The organism is Parageobacillus caldoxylosilyticus NBRC 107762 (genome assembly GCF_000632715.1).
Taxonomy (GTDB): Bacteria; Bacillota; Bacilli; order Bacillales; family Anoxybacillaceae; genus Saccharococcus; species Saccharococcus caldoxylosilyticus.
Genome location: NZ_BAWO01000029.1, coordinates 50,900 through 71,560, shown reverse-complemented (window position 1 = coordinate 71,560; position 20,661 = coordinate 50,900). Strand labels below are relative to the sequence as shown.

Genomic DNA, 20,661 nt, shown 5'->3' with positions numbered 1-20,661 from the left:
TCTCCTTTGTAAGTAATTTTTTATACGGCATCCACGTTTAACGTTGCTTCCTTTTCGCGAACTAACGGAATCACTTTTTCACCGAATAGTCGGATGTCTTCGTCATAATGAAGGAACCCAGTCAAGATGAGGTCAACGCCGATTTTTTTGAGCTCGATAATGCGGTCTGCCACCTGTTCCGCCGTACCGATTAATCCGGTTTTGAAACCGTCATTGTATTGGACTAAATCGTTAAAATCTGAATGAGCCCACATGCCTTCTCTTTCTGGGGAAGCTTTGCCGGCAAAGCGCACTTGGCTGCGGAAGCCTTCCACAGCTTCGGCATCTGCGTATGCAATGATGTCGCGAAGCACCTGCTTAGCTTCTTCTTCCGTGTCCCGCACGATAACAAACGCGTTGACGCCGAATTTCACCTTGCGGTTGTTTGCTTTAGCCAGCGATGATACTTCATTGATTTGCGCTTTGAGACCGTCGATCGTATTACCGTTCATGAAATACCAGTCGGACACTCTGGCAGCCATCTGCCGGGCGGCACGGGAATTGCCTCCTTGGAAAATTTCCGGAACGTTATATGGCTTCGGCTTTAGAGGGGCGCCGTTAATTCGGTAAAAATCACCGCGAAAATGAGTCTTTTCCTCCGTCCACATGCTGCGTAGGACACGAATGAACTCTTCGGATCTTCGGTATCTTTCGTCGTGATCGAGCCAAGGCTCGCCATACGCGTGAAATTCTCCTTTAAACCATCCGCTCACTACGTTAATCGCAGCACGTCCATGGCTGATTTGGTCAATGGTGGAGAGCATTTTGGCTACCGTTCCCGGATGCCACAAGCCGGGAAGAACAGCCGAAATCAGCTTTAGCTTCTTAGTCACCGCCGCTAAAGCTGCCGCCAACGTGATGGCCTCCAGTTGATTTTCCGCACCGTAGCTTGCAATAAACCTGGTCTGCAGCAACGCATATTCAAATCCAACTTCTTCGGCAATTTGGGCATACCTAGCATTGTCTTCAAAGGACCAGCCAGTTTTTTGAGGAATCTTCGAAATGACCAATCCTCCGCTGACATTGGGTACCCAGTAAGCAAACTTCAAAGACAATATTTTTCACCTCTGTTTAGATTTATTTATAGACAAAGGGTTAGACCCTCTGCTATTTAACGAATAATTGGAACGGATAAAAAAGCATTATTCTGAGTGGAATTGGAATAGGTACATTGAGTTGACTAATAGATGTGCTTCCTTCATCTTGTTGAAATGAAGGTACTGTCTGCTTTACTTGACACTTTCCGGCGATAATCCGGTTCTTCGTTTGATTTCTTCAGCAAATTCCGTGGCCGCTTCATCTAATCTGTGGATCAAATCTTCTGATAGATTGTAACTTTCTTGTTCATGTCGGGTTATCCAAGTATCGACCGCATACACCCCGCCAAGAATATGCCTGCTGCCCAATGTGGATAGCACCGGCTTCAATGCATAGTCGATGGACAAAAGATGGGCGATCGTGCCTCCGATAAACAGTGGAAGAATGATTTTTCCTGATAACCCTTTTTGCGGAAGCAAATCGAGATAGGCCTTCAATACTCCCGTATACGCTGCTTTATACACCGGACTTGCGATAACGATCGCCTCCGCTTCCTCCACCTTTTTGTTAGCATGCAGAATGGCTTCACTGTCAAATTTGGCTTTGATTAAATCTTCCGCGGGCAATTCCGCGACTCGGATGTGTTCAACTTCAATACCCGCTTGTAACAACCGTTGTTCTACGTATTGAATAATTCCGTTGAGTCTTGATGCCAGAGAAGGACTCCCGTTGATAATGACTGCTTTACCCATATGAAATTCCCCTTTCTACAGTCGGTTCTTATAACATATAAATCCTATCTGATTACTATGCTTTATGTCTGTAATCATACCATCGTTCCCATTTACTGTCAATATCCAAAAGAAAAAAATACTTAACACTCGCTAACGTGCCGAGAAAAAATGAAAGTCTCTCCGGACTCACGAAATTCTCCCCATATTCAATAATGGATCATTCATTTTTACGGCAAGCTCTTCGGAAGTAAGAGCAGGGGACCTTCAAAGCGCTTTTGACAGTGTAAAGCAAAGACATGCTAAATCTCCGTAAGAAGCATGTTTAGGAGTTTCGATCAATTCGTACACTTGTTCTGTGAAAAGAGATGTACTGGCAGTAAAACGGCAGCGCGATTTTGTGGGCTGGCCTCTATACAACCAACTATTGGGTGAGTTTTTTAACGGTTATAGACAGGATAAAATTAGCAAGAAATTCTTAAGAAAAAACATAGTTGTTTTACAGGAGAATTTTTTATTTAATTCAATAATCTAACCATACATAATCCTAATGTAAGCATGGATGATGTTTTGCTTGCCAAAAAAAGAGCACAGATACATGAAGATATTGAGGCTAATACCTATGAGGTATCAAACAATAATTTCAGAAGGTGGATCCAATCTATCTGGCGGTAAAAGGCAGCGGCTTGCTTTAGCTAGAGCTTTAATTGGAAAACCCATCTATCTTGTTGCTAGACGAGGTGACTGTGCTTTAGATACTGTTACGGAGAGAAAAATCGATGATGCAATTCAGCAATTAAATTACACAAAATTGTAATGGCATATCGTATCAGTACAATTTATAAACTCAGATTTGATTGTAGTTCTCAGTCAGGAAAGTATTGTTGATATAGGTACATACCAACAATTACTCTCAAGATGTGACTATTATAGGGAACTTTATTACAGTAATTTTTTGAATGAATGTAATGAGAAAGATGCTCTACAAGGCATCTGCTTTCCAACGAAAAAACAGAAGATAAACCTTATTATCTTCCGTTTTCAACAGTTGCGAATATATGGTATAATTAGGAAAGCAATAGTACGGGAGAACTCAAGGGTGGGTCGGCATGTACCCCTTTATATGCAGAAAGGGGGTGATGCCGATAACAGTGTTTGAAGCGTTAATGTTTGCGATATCTTTTGCAAGTCTTATCGTTTCAATACTGTCTTACAACCAAAAGAAATAATCCACCCTTGAGTTTCCGGAGCTACGGGTGGATTATTTCCGCTCTGCTGCCGATCCCCCTTGCAGGGAACCGTTCTATTGCAGGACCGAGGGTGTTGCAGCACCCTTGGTCTTATTTTATTTATACGAACCTTCTATGTATATTATACATGATTAGTGTTGTAAAATGAAGGCTTTTGTTTGATGCCGCGTATCTTCGATTTTGCGAAAATTAGACGTCGACTCGCGGGCTGGGGCGGTCGTCAAAGCGATGAAGCTTGGACTATTGGAATAAAAACACCCGATGGAATGCATCCATCGGGCATAAAAGCAGTATTCTCCAATCATTCTAGAAATACAAAACGTAAATGACCAGCGCCAAGACAATGCGGTACACCGCAAACGGCACAAGGCGGACGCGGTTGATGAGATGCAAGAAAAAGCGAATCGCGAGCAAGGCAAACAAAAATGCGCTAATAAACCCAGCGATGAAAAACGGGATATCGGCCGCCGTCACGTACTGCCAGTTTTTTAACAGCGACAAGCCACTTGCGCCGGCCATAATCGGAACAGCCATAATGAACGTGAAGTCGGCCGCGGCCCGGTGGCTCATTCCCGCCAACACCCCGCCGGAAATCGTCGAGCCGGAACGGGAGAATCCCGGCCATAACGACAAGCATTGAACAAGGCCGACGATGATCGCCTGTTTGTATGTAATTTGGTCGACCGTTTGCGCTTTCGGAGTATTCTTTTTAGCAAACCAATCAGCGGCAATCATCAACAGCGCCCCAAGCACTAATCCGATCAACACGGTTGCGGTCGAAAATAAGTGCTCGTCAATATAATCATCAAACAACACTCCTAATACCCCTGCTGGAATGAGTCCGACAATCACTTGCATCAGCTTCAGACGCGGCTGTCCATCGCGATGGCGTCCACGCAGCCCAAGCAAGTCGATAAAGCGGTCTTTAAACACAACAACGACCGCCAAAATCGAGCCAAGCTGAATGACAACTTTAAAAGTGTTTGCTGCATACTTCCCTAAAAATTCCTGCGATTTCAGCCACATATCATCAACAATAATCATATGGCCCGTTGAGGAAACCGGTGCAAACTCCGTTAATCCTTCAACCATTCCTAAAATAATGGCCTTTATAATCTCTACAATGTCCATTCGCTAGCATTCCTTTCTTTTCGAAATTATAAGTTGTCTCTACTTATATAGCATATTTTTCCGCTATGCCAAAATATCACGCTTCGCTTTCTCTTTATAGCACTTTCCTGCTCTTTTCCTTTTACCAAATCAATACATACCAAAAAGTCAGCACGCTTTATTTTACTATAAATCTTCTATTTCTACCACCGCCAAAAGAGGTATCTATCTGCCTATAAATTTCCTCTCACTCTAAACTCTTGGAAATTTTTTCTTCACAAAAAATCCGACGGGCTCTTCTTTGCGAGCCGTCGGACTGTTTTCATCATCATCGAGCGACAAGACCTCCTCTTCAGCCAAAGAAAGGAAAGTGATGAAAGAGATCAATTCACTTTTTTCACCGCACCTATCCAAGTACGCGCCATCAGCATATTGCCGATGGAATTCATGTGAACACCGTCTGTTGTCAGTCTATATGGCGAACGCGCTTGCAAATAGGCGAGAAACGCCTGATGGGTAGGCACTAAAATGCCTCGAAACCGCTGCGCCATTTTTTGCACAATTTTCACATACGGTTTCAGCTTTATGTTTCCTTCTGAATGAATATCCTCGCCGATAATGGTCGGCTCCATAAATATCAGCTGCGCTTTCGTTTTTTCCTTCGTTTGCACAGCCAGCTGCGTATATACCCGTTCAAATTGGTCCGGATATACTTGCTCCTTTTCTGGATGGTCGAGCTGGCGCCATACATCATTGATGCCGATCGAAATGGAAACGATATCTGGCTGAAGATCGATAACGTCCCGCTCCCACCTCGCCAGCAGATCGGGAATGCGGTTGCCGCTGACGCCGCGATTAACAACATCAAAGGAGCGGTGCGGATAAGCGGTAATAAGATAGTCGCGGATCAGCCGGACATATCCGTAGCCAATTTGTTCCGGGTCTCTCCATCTTCCCGATTCGGTAATGCTGTCGCCGATGAATACGATTCTTCCTTCGAGTTTCATCTTCTTCCCTCGCTTCCTTATCGTAAAATGACGGTTTTAAATTCAAACGCATCGTAGCGGTGCACGGAAAGCGAATATTCAAACGCCTGTCCGTTATCTAAAAACGCAACCTGTTCGACTTCGGCAACCGGGTCATGCTCTTGCATGTGCAAATGCCTCTGTTCTTCCGCTGTTGATTTGCGGACGCGAATCGTGCGGTGGGCGCTTTGAATTTTCAGCCCCAAGTCTTCTTCAATATATTTGTAAACAGACGCTTCTAAATGTTCCTTTTTTAACCCCGTAATCACATGAATCGGCATATACATCGACTCAATGACCAGCGGCTGATCGTCTACGCAGCGAACTCGGCGAATGGCATACACAAACGAGTCTTTCTGGATATTTAAATAAGTCGCTACCCTTTCCGGTGCGCTGATGACAGAAAAATCCAAAACGATGCTTGATACTTTCCGGTCCGCGTACGTCGCGGTGAATCCGCGGAACTGATTGGACAGCATCATGCGCTGCATTTCCTGCGTTTGAATGTCTTTGACGAACGTGCCCGACCCTCGCTTTTTGACAATCAGCCCTTCGGCGACAAGGAGGTCGAGCGCTTTTTTGACCGTCATTTTGCTGGCACGATATTTTTCGCATAGTTCCTTTTCAAACGGCAGCTGCTCGTTTTCTTTATATATTCCTTTCAAAATTTTACTCCTGATATCGTTGGCAATTTCCCTATATTTTGTCAATACCATCACCTAATTACAAAGAATTTATATAAACACCGATGATTGTTCTCGATCGGACCGATAAATGGAACCGATGATAGCCCTCGTGCACATCACGTAAATAGACGGGGCAAAGAAAAGGAAAAAAACCGCATTATAGCCACTTAACCATATGATAGCCAAAAACACTAGCAACAGTGCAAAAGAACGAAGAAAATGTTTAACCATTAAATAAAATCCATATAAAGCAGCTTGTTTCGCTGGCAGTTGTAGTTTCACCATCGTATAAGACGTATACATGAACAAAATCCATATAAGCAACAGCATATACAAACAAACAAATTTAATCGTAGCAACAACGGCAGAACTCCATCCTTTAGGAAAAGGAAGAATGACAAAGGCACTAAAATAGATCGTCAATCCGATAAGAAGAAGCGATAGGATCTTGCTGTTGCGATATCTTTTGCTTTTTTCCCGAAATAACTGACGTATCGCCTGCGCGTTGCCACCTAAAATTTCCTCGACCACATCAATCAATGTACAAAAAGAAATAGAAAATCCTAGAACAATGGCATGCTTAAATAAATAAACCCAAAACAACAAACTGGATTTAATCAGGCGATAAGTAGTATCCATAAAGGAAAAATATTTACTGTCCAAAAATGACCGTTTTTTTGTTTTTTTTCGCATTCTCACAACATATCGCCTACCTCTGCTTTCTATTATAAACCAATAGTACAAAAGGGCTATACTTTTTTAATGCGTTCGATAGAAATGTGCTACAATCTGCTCTGCCTGTTTCCATTTGATGCTATACTGTCCAGGTTGTTCGATTTCTTCTTTTGTTGCCGGCGATTTGATTGGCCAATCCCAGAAACAAAATCCGCTTATAAACTCCTTTTTTGCACATATCGATAAAAACTCCGTGTAGTAGTCCGCCTGCTCCTTCTCACTTGGAATTCCCTTATCAATGATTTTCCAGTCATTTGGCACCGCGGAAGCTCCAACGACGGCAGGACAGCCCGCCTCGGCGAAGAAAAACGGCTTTCCATAATGGCGGACGACTTGTTCAATCCGTTCTAACTCATTTTCAATCATTCCTTTCGGATAGTAGCCCGATGAAGAAATATAATCGAGGGCGTCCCACCATTTTACGTTATGCTCTTGATATTTATCACAATTATAGGTTAATGCCCCACCATATACTTGCCGCAACTGGCTAATTAAATAACGCCATTCTTGTTCACGATGATCGGTTCCTACCATTTCACAGCCGATAATTAGCATATCCACACCGTTCTGCTCGCAAAATTGGCCATACGCCAGCATGTATTCATTATAATGGCGAAACCAATCGCTCCATTTTGGCTCGCATGGAACATCTTCATCAAAAAAGCGAATATAGGCGCGCCAGTATCCATCATTGACGTTTACCATTGGTTTGACAATTGTTTTTAATCCTTTAGACTTTGCATAATGAATCAGTTCACTTAATTCATTTAGATTGGGCATGAACCCGCTTTTCCAGTCGATATAAGTGGAATAACAATGCTCTTGTCTTGCCGCAAAAGCAAACGTCACCGTATTGATAGCACACCGTTTCACCATCTCATCTATTTCACGCTTTGCTTGATCCAGTTCCACGTCTTTTGACCAATCCCACGTAACGAAATTAAAACTCTTGATCTCCCAGTTCGTGCCCATCATACCGTCTCCTTTCCTGTACGCCATATTTGTGCGAGGAAAAAGGTGTTTGTTTTCACTGGAAAACAAACACCTCCCTTTAAAAACTAGATTTATTGTAAGTTATATTCTTTTCTGATTTGATCCGCTATTTTCTTCAACTCTTTTTCCACATCTAGATTTTTTAAGTTGATATTATCAATGACTGGCTGTATTTTGTTCACAATTTCTGCATATTCCGGAGTATACGGCGCATTTCGCACGGTTTTCCCTTCTTTTAACGTTTTTGCCAGTGATTTTGCGTTTTCCGGCGCGTTTTTCATGCTTTCAATTTTATCCGCATTTCGCTTCATCACAGATACAGCAGAGATGGTATTTAATTGCAGGTCTTGACCTTTTCCATACGTTAAAAATTTCAACAGTTTCCATGCTTCTTCCGGATGCTTTGTGCCTTTCGAAATACCGATTGGAAGGTAGGATGCAGCAGCTACGTTTCCAGCTTTTCCTGCCGGCATTGGCACAACATCCCATCTAAAATTAGCATTTTTCGCGGTATCGGCCCAGTCCCAAGGACCTAGTAATCTCATTGCCGCTTTTCCAGCTAGGAACATATTCGTCATGCCTTGCGATTGCGCAGAAGTTGGTTGAACATGGTACTTATGAATAAGGTCGCGACCAAATTGAATCGCTTCTATCGATTCCGGGCTGTCAATAATCACTTTTTTGCCGTCTGGGCTGACAAATCCACCACCATTTTCGACCAATAACTCATTCGTATAGAAATTTTCAATGCCAAATTGAACAATTTTCCCGTTTTCTACTTTCGTCAATTTTTTAGCTGCTTCTAAAAAGTCTTCCCATGTCCAATCATCTTTTGGATAAGGGACGCCGGCTTTATCAAATAAATCTTTGTTATATCCCATTTGGAAGGCAGAAGCGTCGCGGATCAATGCATACTGCTTTCCATTTACCTGTCCTAACTCTAAAACGTTCGGCAAAAATTCATCTTTGTTGATTTCTTTTTCCACCCGGTCGGTTAAATCCATCAACAATCCTTTGGCTACAAATTGACCAAACGCGGCAGGCTGAATCCATACTAAATCCGGTTGATCTCCTCCTGCGGACATTGTTAAAAACTTATCATTAAATTTGTCGTAAGGGGCATAAACCGTTTTTACCTTGATACCAGGATTCTCCTTTTCAAATGCCCTGAAAATCTCATTTTCCAGTTTTGTTCCTTCCGGATTGTTGTTCCAAATTAAAATTCGTAATGTAACATCGCCCTTTTTCCCTTCCGAAGCTTTTTCGGAATTAGAACATCCTGCTAAAGCGATAGATAAAATAAGTGCTGCGCAAATACTGAGGATGCTCCACCATCTTTTTGTTTTCTTCATTGTTACAATCCCCCTTTTTATATAAAAATGAATTACTACCTTAATTGGTTGTTTTATCCTTTTACCCCTGTGGTGGCAATTCCGCTGATAAAGTATTTTTGCCCAACAAAGAAAAGGATAATTAGTGGTAAAAGAACTAGTACACTAGCTGCCATCATTGGTCCCCATGAAACAATGAGAGCGCCTTTAAATTGAAGAATACCTAACGCAAGCGTATATTTTGATTCATCATTTAAGTAAATTAGTGGTCCTAAAAAGTCATTCCAATATCCCATAAAGCTTAGCAATGCTACGGTAATGACGGAAGGAATCGAAAGTGGAATGATAATTCTCCAGAAGATCCCAAATGTCCCGCAGCCATCCAGATAAGCAGATTCCTCCAGCTCTCTTGGAATAGTTTTAAAGAATTGACGCAACAAAAATATATAATACGCATTTCCAAAGAACGATGGCACAATAAGCGGCAAAAATGTATTAATCCAACCAAGTTTTGAGAAAATCATATAAACAGGGATCATAGTTACCTGTGGCGGAAGCATCATGGTCGCCAACAGCACGGCAAACCAAAAATCTCTTCCTTTCCCTTTAATGCGAGCAAAACCATAGGCAACAATCGTACACGAAATAACGGTTCCTATCACACCGCCAACGGTAACAATAAGTGAGTTAATATAATATTTAGCAAAAGGGACAATTTCAAATACTTCTTTATAATTCGCCCAATCCCATTTCTTTGGCAGTAATGAAGGCGGAAACGCCATCGCTTCGCTTTCCGGTTTAAGAGATGTGCCGACCAACCAAAAGAACGGAAAAATAAATACAATCGATAAAATAATGAGCAAGGCATAAATAACGATTCTTTCTATCCGCTTGCCTCTCTTCATGCTTCGCATTTTTACCGGCTTTGTCTCTACCCTTGCTTCAGCCAGTTCCACCATACTCCCTCCTCTCTAAGCGAATTATTCATCAAATTCGTAATATACCTTCTTGCCGAATATCTTGAACTGAATTACCGTCACAATGAGAATAATCACGAATAAAATCCAAGCTAGCGCAGAAGCGTAGCCCATCTTGAAAAATTTAAACGCTTCTTGATAAAGATAGAAAACGTAAAACAACGATTTGTAGTTCGGGCCACCGTTTCCGTTACTTACTACATATGCCTGTGTAAATATTTGAAACGAACCGATCAAACCCATAATTAAATTAAAGAAAATAACATTGGACGTCATTGGAACGGTAATATGCCAAAATTTGTGCCACTTTCCTGCACCGTCTAATTCTGCTGCCTCATACAGTGACGATGGTACGCTTTGCAAGCCTGCTAAGTAAATGACCATCCCACCACCTGCTCCCCACAGGCTCATAATAATTAACGTCGGCTTCACCATTGCTTCACTTAACAGCCAGTTGGAAGTCGGCAAATGGAAAAAGGATAAAATAGCATTGGCAATTCCAAATTCCGGCTGAAAAATCAAAATCCATAACAATGAACTAGCTACGGCAGGGACGATGGAAGGTAAATAAAAAATCGTCCGAAATATCCCCATAAATTTTACTTTTGTATTTAATAAGACTGCTAACATGTACCCAACAACCAACCCAAGCGGCACACCAATAATCGTATAAAAGAAAGTATTCCATAATGCTTGCCAAAACAATGGATCGTCGGTAAAGATTTTTTTATAGTTTTCTAGCCCCACCCAATGCGCTTCACCAAAACCGGAATAGTCGGTAAACGACATGTAAAGGGAATAAATCATTGGTCCGGCAGTAAAGATAAAAAACCCAAGCAACCAAGGCAAAATAAACATATAAAAGACAAACGTTCGTGACTTTGTCACCACTCTCTCCCACCTTTCTTGAAAGACATTCCCCCTATTAAAGCGCTTGCAAATAACAAAAAATTTAAATTAATTATTCTATTCAATTAAATTATATACATAAACATTTAAAAAGTCTATACTTTTATTTAAATATATTTATATAATTCATCACCTCCTTCGCTTTCGCGCAAAATAAAAACCTGCTCTATCCGCAGATAGAACAGGTTCTTTTCTTACTCTATTAACTCCCCGCGCCGTTGCATATAATGATAAAGCGCGCCGAGCAGATTGGCGTCGTTTTTAAAATGGCATTTTTCGATGACCGGTCTTACTTTAGCAATACCTATATGGGACATAAGCAAAGATAGTCTTTTCTCAATTTGTTCAATAAAATCCTCGCGATTGCTGATCGCACCGCCGAGAATAATTTTTTCCGGGTCGTATACATATTGAATATTAAAAATTCCCCGCGCTAACGCAAAATAAAATTCATCAATTGCCTTTTGTGCCTGCAGGTCTCCTTGTTCCGTCATCGCAAAAACCTTTTCACCGTTTAGCTCATGGACGCTTAATCCTTTTTCTTTAGCAACACGGCAGACAAGCGCTCCGGTCGCACCAATGTCGCTCCATGTTTTGCATTCTATATTCCCGTTTTCGTTGCGGACATCCATAATCATATAACCAAACTCCCCGCCATGCAGGTGGGCACCTTTATGAATTTTTCGGTCTTTGACAACCGCTCCGCCGATTCCCGTTCCTACTACGACAAATAAAACATCTCGATTATGTTTCGCCGCTCCTTTCCAAAGCTCCCCAAGGGCCGCGCAATTCGCGTCATTTTCCAATTCCACCGGAAGACCGGTTTCACTCCCAAATACTTCTTTAAAATTCGGGCCATGAATGCAAGGAAGAGCACTGCTCCCTCCGATCACACCGCTGTCACTATCCACTCCGCCAGGGCAGCTCATTGCAATTCCCACCACTTCATAACGCTCCTTTGCCTGCCGTACGACAGCCAGCAAATCTTCTTTAAATTTCTCAAAATCATTTCGTTCGGAAGGGTAACTTCCCTTTTCTAAAAAACTGCCTGTCTCATTCATGACGGCATGTTTTACATGGGTGCCGCCAATATCAAATACCATATAATGTTTCATCGTATCCCCACCCCCGTGCTACCTGATTCATTATCATTCATCGAAGCGAAACGGTTTCTTTCCGTTTTTCCACAACGAAAGTAAAAATGACGGTGTCCCTTCCGTATAAACTTAAGATATTGCCTTCAACACGAAAACTTGCGAAGCAAAATCGCCTTTCTTCTCACGCTGCCAATATTCATGGGCACGGTCTGTGTAATTCTCAGCAAAAATCATCCCAACGTTCATCAGCTCATCGCCGTAATGGGTAGTCCCTTTTCCTTCTACAACATAAAGGAAATCCGGATGCAATCCCTTTAACTTGAGACGGTGATAACGATCATTTGGTTTGGCCAGTACTTGATAATAGCCTACGATGGCTTCTTTTTGGTCTTCTGATACAACCATCCATGCCACTTCATTCGAGTGGAACGGGTCAAGCAGCCGATAAAAACGGCCGTGATGAATAAGTTGTCTCTTTTCTTTAAAAAAGGTGACTTGCTGCTTCACCTTTTCTTTTTCTTCGTCCGTTAATTTCGTAATATCCAACTCATATCCAAACGTTCCGAAATAAGCAACATTAGCTCTTGTGTCAAGCGGAGTTATCCGTCCAACTTGATGATTTGGAACAGCTGAAACATGGCTGCCAATCGAACTTAACGGGTATACGAGGGAAGCACCATATTGAATTTTCAGCCGTTCCACCGCATCGGTGTCATCACTCGTCCATGCTTGCGGTGCGTAATATAGCATCCCTGGATCAAACCTTCCGCCACCACCCGCACAGGATTCAAATAAAATGTGAGGAAACGCTTCCAACAATCGTTCGTATAATTGGTAAACTCCTAATATATAACGATGGAATACTTCCCCTTGTCGGTCGGCAGGCAATCCATTGGAGTATGGTTCAGTTATATACCGATTCATATCCCACTTAATATAAGAGATCTTTGCATTTTCTATTACGTGACTCATTAAGCCGAAAATATAATCTACCACTTCCTGTTTGGAAAAATCCAAAACAAATTGATTTCTGCCATGGGACATGCGGCGGTTCGGTGTAGCAATCACCCAATCGGGATGTTCTTGGAACAGTTTTGTGCCTTTACAAACCATTTCTGGTTCAAACCATAAACCGAACTTCATCCCTAACGCTTCAATTTTTTCCGATAATCCTTTAATACCACTTGGGAGTTTCTCCCTATTTTCAAACCAGTCGCCCAGCGAGCTTGTATCATCATTCCGATTGCCAAACCAGCCATCGTCCAACACGAACAATTCTATTCCAAGTTCTTTTGCCGTTTTAGCGATTTGCAAAATTTTTTCTTCATTAAAATCAAAATAGGTCGCTTCCCAGTTATTAATTAAAATAGGGCGAGGACGATCCCGCCATGGTCCTCTTACTAAATGGGTACGGTATAAATCGTGATACGTTTGGCTCATTCCATTTAATCCTTGGTCGGAATAAACCATCACACATTCGGGCGTTTGAAACGATTCGGTCGGATACAGCTTCCAACGAAACTGAAATGGATGAATGCCCATTAGCACGCGGGTCACATCATACGTATCGACTTCGACTTGCGCCAAGAAATTTCCGCTGTAGACAAGACTAAAACCGTAAACTTCCCCCTTATGTTCCGTTGCATCCGGTCGTTTTAAAGCAAGAAATGGGTTATGAATATGACTGCTTGCCCCGCGAACACTATATACAGACTGGATTCCCTTTGTTATTTTTTTTGTTTCCAAATGAAACTCTCTTGCCCATGCTCCCGATAACTGCACCATTTCAAAATCACTGTCCGGAAAATCAACACTGCTGCTCATGGCATGGTGGATATAAAACGCCTTTTCCCCTTCATTCACTAATTTGGCATTTCGACAAATAACATTGCGATGACGATAAATCGTATAGCTTAAAACCAACTTACACTGTAGGACATCGTCGATTAATGTCACTTCCAATGTATCTGCTTCTTCTGGGTTCTCCACATATGTAGCCGGCAGAAAAGGAAGTTTCGGCTTTCCAGCAATAATTCGATAACTATCATATTGGAAATTCGTCACGGTGCTCCCGATATCATTCATGATCACATAGGACGGATAGCGATAGTCCGTCGTTCCGTAGCTTGGATATTCCTGTTTAATATGTTCAAGCGATGAAGTATAGTCGCCTTCAAACATATTGCAAGACGGCCGTACTTCCCGTTCAATGAGATGCTGAAAAGAATCACGATGTTTGATTCGCTTTCCATAGTACAAATGTTCCAATTGGTTGCTTTTTTCTAGCACCCGAAAAATATAACTGATATTCTCATTAAATAAATGAAATTCTTTTGTTTCCTCATTTACTTGAATCGGCACAGCTATCCCCCTCCGCTTTTTGTTATGCCATCTCAATCATTTATACGTTGGACAGAGTCCCGATAAATAATTTGTCCTTTCACTAAAACCCTGCCATACTTTTTATTCCGGTCTTTACTTTTCTCGATGATCATCTTTACAGCCAAATCGGACATTTCTTCCATATTCACTTGTACAGTCGTTAAGTTAGGCTCCGCCAATGTGGCATAAATGTCATTATCAAATCCTACAACAGAACAATCTTCGGGAACACGGTACCCTAACTCTTTGAGCGTATGAACCAAATGATAGGCTACTTGATCACAGTTGCATACAAAAGCAGTCGGCATGTTTTTCGGCAATACAAAATCAATATATTTCCCTTTTTCATCACGGTCGCTAATGATATATTCCTCTCGTAAAGGAATACGATGTTCCAACAATGATTTATAGTAGCCTAAAAAACGGTCTTGAATGCTGCTTGTAGAGTAAATATTCCCGACAAAAGCAATTTCCCGATGGCCACATTGAATTAAATGATTAGTCAACTCATACATACCAAAAAAGTTATCCGTTAACACGCAGTCAACATCTTGGTCATGATAGAAATCAAGAAATACGACAGGCAGCTCAATTTGTTGAAAAAGCGAGGCATATTCTTTATTTACTTGTCCAAGCATAATGAAACCGTCTACTTTCCGTTCATTATACACCCGCGGCAGCTGCAGCTGCTCCTCGTCTTCCGCAGTCAAAATGTGTAATATACTGCAATAGCCGTAATGATCTAATGCTTTGGCGATATGCTGGTAAAACCGCAAATAAAATGATTGTGTATCTCCAATAAATCGTTCCGGAATGACGACACCAACGTTATACGAATACCCTTCCTTCATCGCTTTGGCCAGCGTATTCAAACGATACCCCATCTCCCGGGCCGTTTCCTTAATTTTTTTCCGCAGCTCTTCACTGACACCTTCCTTATCATTTAGTGCTTTTGAAACAGTGACGCTGCTCACTCCAAGTTTTCTGGCTATATCACGCATCGTTACACGTTGTTTCACGATGTTCAACCCCGTCCTCAAAGAATGATAGAATTTTTTAAGATTTACTTAACGTTTCTCTTTTGGATTGGAAAGAAGATCGGCAAAAAACAGATAAGCACGGTCTCCCATAGTCGGTAAATACTCATGACCATACTCGTAAAACAAAACCATGTCTTTTTTTGACTTAATTTTATTATAAACAGCAAATTGTGTGGACGGGGGACAAATATGGTCTTCTAGCGCAACAGCCCATAAAACATCGGCACAAATCCGATCGGCTAAGTGTTGAATATCAATATAGCCTAGTTTGTAAAATACTTCTTCTTCCCGCTCATGTGTGGGATCTAAAAATCGAAAATAATAATGAATTTCCTCATACGCGGTATTTTTCATATCCAACTCTTGCGCCCGCTTATAATCCGATAAAAATGGATAGAGCACAACCGCTTTTTTCACCACCGATGGTTCCAGAGCAGCACACGCTAATGCCAACGCTCCTCCTTGGGAAGCGCCATATACACCAATTCGTTCACGATCAATATGATCCATAGAGCATAAAATTCTTACCGCCTGAACTGTATCTAAAAAAACATTTCGATAATAAAGATGATGAGGATTTGGATCCTCAATTCCGCGAATAATATGGCCCTTCAATGTTGGGCCTTTCACTTGCAAATTATCCTCTGATTTTCCTCCTTGGCCGCGGCAATCCATCGCCAATACAGTAAAACCTGCCGCAGCATATGCCAGTTTATCGACCCAATCGCCGCTATTCGTATGGTAGCCATGAAACCATACCAACCCCGGGCCTTTCTGCTTCTGCTCTCTCGGTTTTACTAACTGACAATGGACTCTAGCCCCGCCGACTCCCGTGAAATACAAATGGTAGCAACTCGCCACTGTCGTTTGAAATGTTGCCGGAATCAGCTCATAATGCAACGATTGGGCAGATAATTCCTCCAACGCTCGACTCCAAAAGTCAGCAAAATCAGCCGGCTTCGGATTTGTCCCCATGTATTTCTGTAATTGTGCTAACGGCATATCGAACATGGTGAACGTTCATCCTTTCTCTACTTAAATAACACAATACAACGATCTATAGGTTTATAGATTCGGCATTTTTATTTTATATTCCTGCTAAATTAACTTCATTTAGTTATAATTTTAAACTTAACGATTACTTAAATTTAAGTTGACAACATAGAAAACGTTTTATAAAATTTCCCTAACAGCATCCAGATATTTCCCCTATATCCACCACGAGTTAATTACCTGTCTTCCTACAAACCTTTCATTCTCCACTACACCATGGTTTGACTGCCCAGATCTTTCACTTAGAAATTCATAAAAGAAGGAGGAGTTTAATCCATGAACAAAAAATGGAGTTACACCTTCATCGCGCTTCTTGTTAGTATCGTTTGTGCTGTAGTACCTATCTTTTTCTCCCAAAACAACGTACATGCAAAAACAAAGAGGGAACCTGCCACTCCAACAAAAGACAATGAATTTGTTTACCGCAAAGGCGACAAATTAATGATTGGCAACAAAGAGTTTCGCTTTGTCGGAACCAATAACTATTACCTTCATTACAAATCCAATCAAATGATTGATGACGTCATTGAATCAGCAAAAAAAATGGGAATAAAAGTGATTCGTCTTTGGGGATTTTTTGACGGGATGACTTCGGAAAACCAAGCGCATAACACGTACATGCAATATGAAATGGGCAAGTATATGGGAGAAGGACCCATTCCTAAAGAATTAGAAGGGGCGCAAAACGGTTTTGAACGTTTAGACTACACCATTTACAAAGCCAAGCAGGAAGGAATTCGCTTAGTCATCGTATTAACAAACAACTGGAATAACTTCGGCGGCATGATGCAATACGTCAACTGGATTGGAGAAACGAATCACGATTTATTCTATACAGATGAAAGAATTAAAACCGCTTACAAAAATTACGTTCATTATCTAATCAATCGGAAAAACCAATATACCGGCATCATTTATAAAAATGAACCGACGATTATGGCATGGGAATTGGCTAACGAACCTCGCAACGACTCTGACCCAACAGGGGATACGCTTGTTCGCTGGGCCGATGAAATGAGCACATATATTAAATCAATGGACCCTCATCACCTTGTTGCAGTAGGAGACGAAGGATTCTTCCGCCGTTCGTCGGGTGGATTCAATGGTGAAGGTTCCTATATGTACACTGGTTATAACGGGGTGGACTGGGACCGGTTAATTGCTTTAAAAAATATAGACTACGGGACATTCCATTTATATCCTGAACATTGGGGAATTTCGCCGGAAAACGTCGAAAAGTGGGGAGAACAATATATTCTTGACCATCTTGCTGCCGGAAAGAAAGCGAAAAAACCAGTTGTGCTCGAAGAATACGGAATTAGCGCCACAGGAGTGCAAAACCGTGAAATGATATATGATACATGGAATCGGACGATGTTCGAACACGGCGGCACCGGTGCAATGTTTTGGCTTCTGACTGGCATCGATGACAACCCTGAAAGCGCGGATGAAAATGGTTACTATCCTGATTATGACGGATTCCGGATTGTCAATGATCATAGCTCGGTTACTAACCTGCTAAAAACATATGCTAAATTGTTTAACGGAGATAGACATGTCGAAAAAGAACCAAAAGTATATTTTGCCTTCCCTGCAAAACCACAAGATGTTTGCGGCACTTATCGTGTAAAAGTAAAAGTGGCGAGTGACCAGCACAAAGTGCAAAAGTACAGCTGCAACTTAGCAGCCATGATGAAGCTTATACGATGAAATATAATGCTTCATTCGATTGTTACGAATTTGACTGGGATACCACAAAAGAAATAGAGGACAGTACAGTTACCTTAAAAGCAACTGCCACTTTAACGAACAAACAAACGATTGCATCCGATGAAGTGACGGTCAATATCCAAAATGCTTCCGCATATGAAATCATCAAACAATTTTCTTTTGATTCGGATATGAATAACGTATATGCAGATGGCACATGGCAAGCCAACTTTGGAATTCCTGCATTAGCACGCGAAAACGAGATGCTGCGTGTAAATGTAGATCTTCCTGGGAATGCAGACTGGGAAGAAGTAAAGGTAAAAATAAGCCCTATCTCTGAATTAAGCGAAACATCCCGTATATCATTTGACTTGCTTCTGCCTCGCGTGGATGTCAATGGCGCTTTACGTCCTTACATCGCCTTAAATCCAGGTTGGATCAAAATCGGTGTCGACCAATACCATGTCAATGTAAATGACTTAACCACTGTTACAATCCATAACCAACAATACAAATTGCTACACGTTAATGTTGAATTTAATGCTATGCCTAATGTTAACGAGCTGTTTCTTAACATCGTCGGAAATAAATTAGCTTATAAGGGTCCTATTTATATCGACAACGTCACGCTATTTAAAAAAATATAACATTTTATGTAAAAGATCCGATGCCCCTTTTCATGAAAGGCCATCGGATCTTTTTCGTCTTTCTTAACGCTCCTCACGATGATGGACGCAGAAAAAAGGGTGTCCCATCATTTTGCTTTTGGAAACACCCTCTGTGATGCTTATATAATATCGTCGTCGCCGTCAAACCAATCGCCGACATCCAGCATGTCTCCTAGGTCATGATCATCAAGCGCATCCTCAACGACGTCCTCCAACAATTCCTCCGTCACCATGCCCGCAAGCATTCCCGCCGCAAATCCGCCAATCGCTCCCATCATGCTATGCCCACCATGATGATGTTGGTGATAAGGATGATGTTGATGATAAGGATCGTATGCATGTGGAGCGGTATAAGGCGGCGCATAGGTAGTGCCCATATGGAAGGAAGGGTTCTGAGCGGCTTGAACCGCTTCTTCGATTGCACGTTGCAACGCTTGAGCTGTTCCGTCCACATCGTCTAACTCTTCATAACGCAAAAACATCTCTTGTTTCATCTCTTTTTCACGTAGCCCAGCAAATCCGTTCCATACGTCTATTTCTAGATACAACCGAACCCCTTCCTCTTCGAGCAGGGCAAAAAATTCTACTTCCTGTACCGTTCCTCTAAACATGTCGGTCGGGAAGAAGGCAAATTCTTGGCCGTACGCACTTATTTTGCCCGAAGAAGGCTTCTCGCGGAAACCAAGTTTCGCAAACGCTTGAAACAATTTCTCAAGGGCTAACGGCGGAAGAATATGAATCGCATCCTGGTCAAAGGCGTCGGCTCCATCGGCAATATCCAAACGCGTCACAAACGTATAGCGCACACTATGACGGGTAATCGGCAAATGCAACGGTAGAACATAAGAAAACGGCAATACCTTTCTTTCCCCGGGCTGAATGGTAAACGCGGGAGCAACGGGAATGACGGCCACCGTTCGGCGATATGCTTTTCCATCAGCCTGAACGGTGAGTTGCAGTTCCACTTCCAGCTTGCGAATTTGTTGTGCCACCGTCCCCCCTTCAATCAAAAATTCTCCTTCCAATTTTTCACCTAGACGTACGTGAGGACGGTGCAGCACAAGGTCTACTTTTGCAGCTCCTACTCCAAGTTTAGACAACAACTTTTTCCACATTTGTTCATCTCTCCTCATAGAAATATTGTTTCTATGAATAGTTACGAATATAACGGCCAAAGAGATTCAATATAATCCATCCTAAAGGCAACGGCTTTTAGGATGGTCAAAAAAATATTTTCGTGATGCCGAGGCAGATTAAAATCGCTCCAGGGATGACCGTAGCCTTTTTCACTGCCTTTGTCTTGGAGAGCAGATTTCCAGCTTTTAACCCTAAACCAATAAAAATGATATTTAATGTGCATACAAGCAAGGCAAGCAGCAATGGCGAATACCCTAAAAACGAGGCACTGATTCCCGCACCAAACGCATCCATCGACAGCGCGAAACCAATCAATATCGCCTCTGTCATACTGATGCTTCCGGAACGGTCCAAATCCCCTAGCGTCGGGCGTTTTAGCACTTGAACGACGATGCCAAATCGCTCCAATTGAAACCTCCATACTTTAATGCGAGGCGGAGCCGCCACCAACGGTTCAATCCTTTCGTGCTTATCCTCTTTTTTAACTACATTATAAATCGCCCAAATGCCAAGGGCAATTAATATAGAGGAAGCCAGCCATCGCTCCGCCTGCACCGGCAAAAACAACAAAAGAACACTGCCGACATACATGGATGACAATAACATCGCGCCGGACATGCATGCGATGACGAGCCTTGAGCGAAGCGGAAATTGAATTTTCCTAATTCCGTATGTCACCCCAACGCTTAAACTGTCCATACTGACGGCAAAGGCTAACATGATCATTGATATATATTTCCACATTATTCG

Annotated in this window: 19 protein-coding genes; 3 read left to right on the top strand and 16 right to left on the bottom strand. The window is 42.0% G+C overall.

All coding sequences use genetic code 11. The annotated features are described in order from the left end of the window. Positions 1 to 20: 20 nt before the first annotated feature. Positions 21 to 1,094, bottom strand: coding sequence for a dimethylsulfone monooxygenase SfnG (sfnG, locus tag GCA01S_RS09105; RefSeq protein ID WP_042409243.1), 1,074 nt, complete (start codon positions 1,092 to 1,094; stop codon positions 21 to 23). Between the two features lie 174 nt (positions 1,095 to 1,268). Further along, the gene (gene ssuE, locus GCA01S_RS09100) at positions 1,269 to 1,829 is read right to left on the bottom strand and encodes an NADPH-dependent FMN reductase (RefSeq protein WP_042409241.1); all 561 of its coding nucleotides are present in this window, start codon (positions 1,827 to 1,829) and stop codon (positions 1,269 to 1,271) included. Positions 1,830 to 2,382: 553 nt separating this feature from the next. Here ssuE and GCA01S_RS09095 point away from each other — a divergent pair. Beyond that, the gene (locus GCA01S_RS09095) at positions 2,383 to 2,625 is read left to right on the top strand and encodes an ATP-binding cassette domain-containing protein (RefSeq protein ID WP_183363838.1); all 243 of its coding nucleotides are present in this window, start codon (positions 2,383 to 2,385) and stop codon (positions 2,623 to 2,625) included. 739 nt (positions 2,626 to 3,364) lie between these two features. On the opposite strand, the gene GCA01S_RS09090 is transcribed toward GCA01S_RS09095, so the two are convergent. The 12 genes from GCA01S_RS09090 to GCA01S_RS09035 all read right to left on the bottom strand — a co-directional run bounded on the left by GCA01S_RS09090 (position 3,365) and on the right by GCA01S_RS09035 (position 16,354). Next, positions 3,365 to 4,189, bottom strand: a complete 825-nt coding sequence (locus tag GCA01S_RS09090) for an undecaprenyl-diphosphate phosphatase (RefSeq protein ID WP_017435890.1) — start codon at positions 4,187 to 4,189, stop codon at positions 3,365 to 3,367. A 362-nt stretch (positions 4,190 to 4,551) separates the two neighbouring features. Continuing rightward, on the bottom strand, positions 4,552 to 5,175 hold the full coding sequence (locus tag GCA01S_RS09085; RefSeq protein ID WP_042409237.1) for an SGNH/GDSL hydrolase family protein: 624 nt from the start codon (positions 5,173 to 5,175) through the stop codon (positions 4,552 to 4,554). 17 nt (positions 5,176 to 5,192) lie between these two features. Beyond that, the gene (locus GCA01S_RS09080) at positions 5,193 to 5,909 is read right to left on the bottom strand and encodes a GntR family transcriptional regulator (RefSeq protein ID WP_255212272.1); all 717 of its coding nucleotides are present in this window, start codon (positions 5,907 to 5,909) and stop codon (positions 5,193 to 5,195) included. 18 nt (positions 5,910 to 5,927) lie between these two features. After that, positions 5,928 to 6,578: a hypothetical protein gene (locus tag GCA01S_RS09075; RefSeq protein ID WP_042409233.1), complete on the bottom strand. Its 651-nt coding sequence runs from the start codon at positions 6,576 to 6,578 to the stop codon at positions 5,928 to 5,930. Positions 6,579 to 6,638: 60 nt separating this feature from the next. After that, positions 6,639 to 7,586 (bottom strand): glycoside hydrolase family 113, encoded by a 948-nt coding sequence (locus GCA01S_RS09070; RefSeq protein WP_042409230.1) that lies wholly within the window; start codon positions 7,584 to 7,586, stop codon positions 6,639 to 6,641. Positions 7,587 to 7,678: 92 nt separating this feature from the next. Next, complete coding sequence (locus GCA01S_RS09065; RefSeq protein WP_042409227.1) at positions 7,679 to 8,959, bottom strand: ABC transporter substrate-binding protein; 1,281 nt, start codon at positions 8,957 to 8,959, stop codon at positions 7,679 to 7,681. A 53-nt stretch (positions 8,960 to 9,012) separates the two neighbouring features. Then, positions 9,013 to 9,894, bottom strand: coding sequence for a carbohydrate ABC transporter permease (locus GCA01S_RS09060; protein ID WP_223813722.1), 882 nt, complete (start codon positions 9,892 to 9,894; stop codon positions 9,013 to 9,015). A gap of 24 nt (positions 9,895 to 9,918) precedes the next feature. After that, a complete protein-coding gene (locus tag GCA01S_RS09055) occupies positions 9,919 to 10,803 on the bottom strand; it encodes a carbohydrate ABC transporter permease (protein ID WP_223813721.1) in 885 nt (294 codons plus the stop codon). Between the two features lie 215 nt (positions 10,804 to 11,018). Further along, the gene (locus GCA01S_RS09050; protein WP_042409221.1) at positions 11,019 to 11,939 is read right to left on the bottom strand and encodes an ROK family protein; all 921 of its coding nucleotides are present in this window, start codon (positions 11,937 to 11,939) and stop codon (positions 11,019 to 11,021) included. A 111-nt stretch (positions 11,940 to 12,050) separates the two neighbouring features. Continuing rightward, entirely contained in the window at positions 12,051 to 14,282 is a 2,232-nt protein-coding gene (locus GCA01S_RS09045) for an alpha-galactosidase (RefSeq protein WP_042409220.1), read from the bottom strand. A 32-nt stretch (positions 14,283 to 14,314) separates the two neighbouring features. Beyond that, a complete protein-coding gene (locus tag GCA01S_RS09040) occupies positions 14,315 to 15,322 on the bottom strand; it encodes a substrate-binding domain-containing protein (protein ID WP_042409217.1) in 1,008 nt (335 codons plus the stop codon). Positions 15,323 to 15,370: 48 nt separating this feature from the next. Further along, positions 15,371 to 16,354 (bottom strand): acetylxylan esterase, encoded by a 984-nt coding sequence (locus tag GCA01S_RS09035; RefSeq protein WP_042409215.1) that lies wholly within the window; start codon positions 16,352 to 16,354, stop codon positions 15,371 to 15,373. A gap of 318 nt (positions 16,355 to 16,672) precedes the next feature. Between GCA01S_RS09035 and GCA01S_RS19840 the strand changes: the two genes are divergently transcribed. Together GCA01S_RS19840 and GCA01S_RS19835 are read left to right on the top strand one after the other, a co-directional pair. Next, a complete protein-coding gene (locus GCA01S_RS19840; protein ID WP_052510029.1) occupies positions 16,673 to 18,106 on the top strand; it encodes a glycoside hydrolase 5 family protein in 1,434 nt (477 codons plus the stop codon). Continuing rightward, positions 18,103 to 18,753 carry a hypothetical protein gene (locus GCA01S_RS19835; RefSeq protein WP_042409213.1) on the top strand — a complete coding sequence of 217 codons (651 nt, stop codon included), beginning with the start codon at positions 18,103 to 18,105 and terminating at the stop codon, positions 18,751 to 18,753. The genes GCA01S_RS19840 and GCA01S_RS19835 overlap by 4 nt, the downstream gene beginning before the upstream one ends. A gap of 140 nt (positions 18,754 to 18,893) precedes the next feature. On the opposite strand, the gene GCA01S_RS09020 is transcribed toward GCA01S_RS19835, so the two are convergent. Continuing rightward, complete coding sequence (locus GCA01S_RS09020) at positions 18,894 to 19,889, bottom strand: sporulation protein (RefSeq protein ID WP_017435893.1); 996 nt, start codon at positions 19,887 to 19,889, stop codon at positions 18,894 to 18,896. 106 nt (positions 19,890 to 19,995) lie between these two features. Beyond that, a complete protein-coding gene (gene ytaF / locus GCA01S_RS09015) occupies positions 19,996 to 20,655 on the bottom strand; it encodes a sporulation membrane protein YtaF (RefSeq protein ID WP_042409210.1) in 660 nt (219 codons plus the stop codon). Between the last annotated feature and the right edge of the window lie 6 nt (positions 20,656 to 20,661).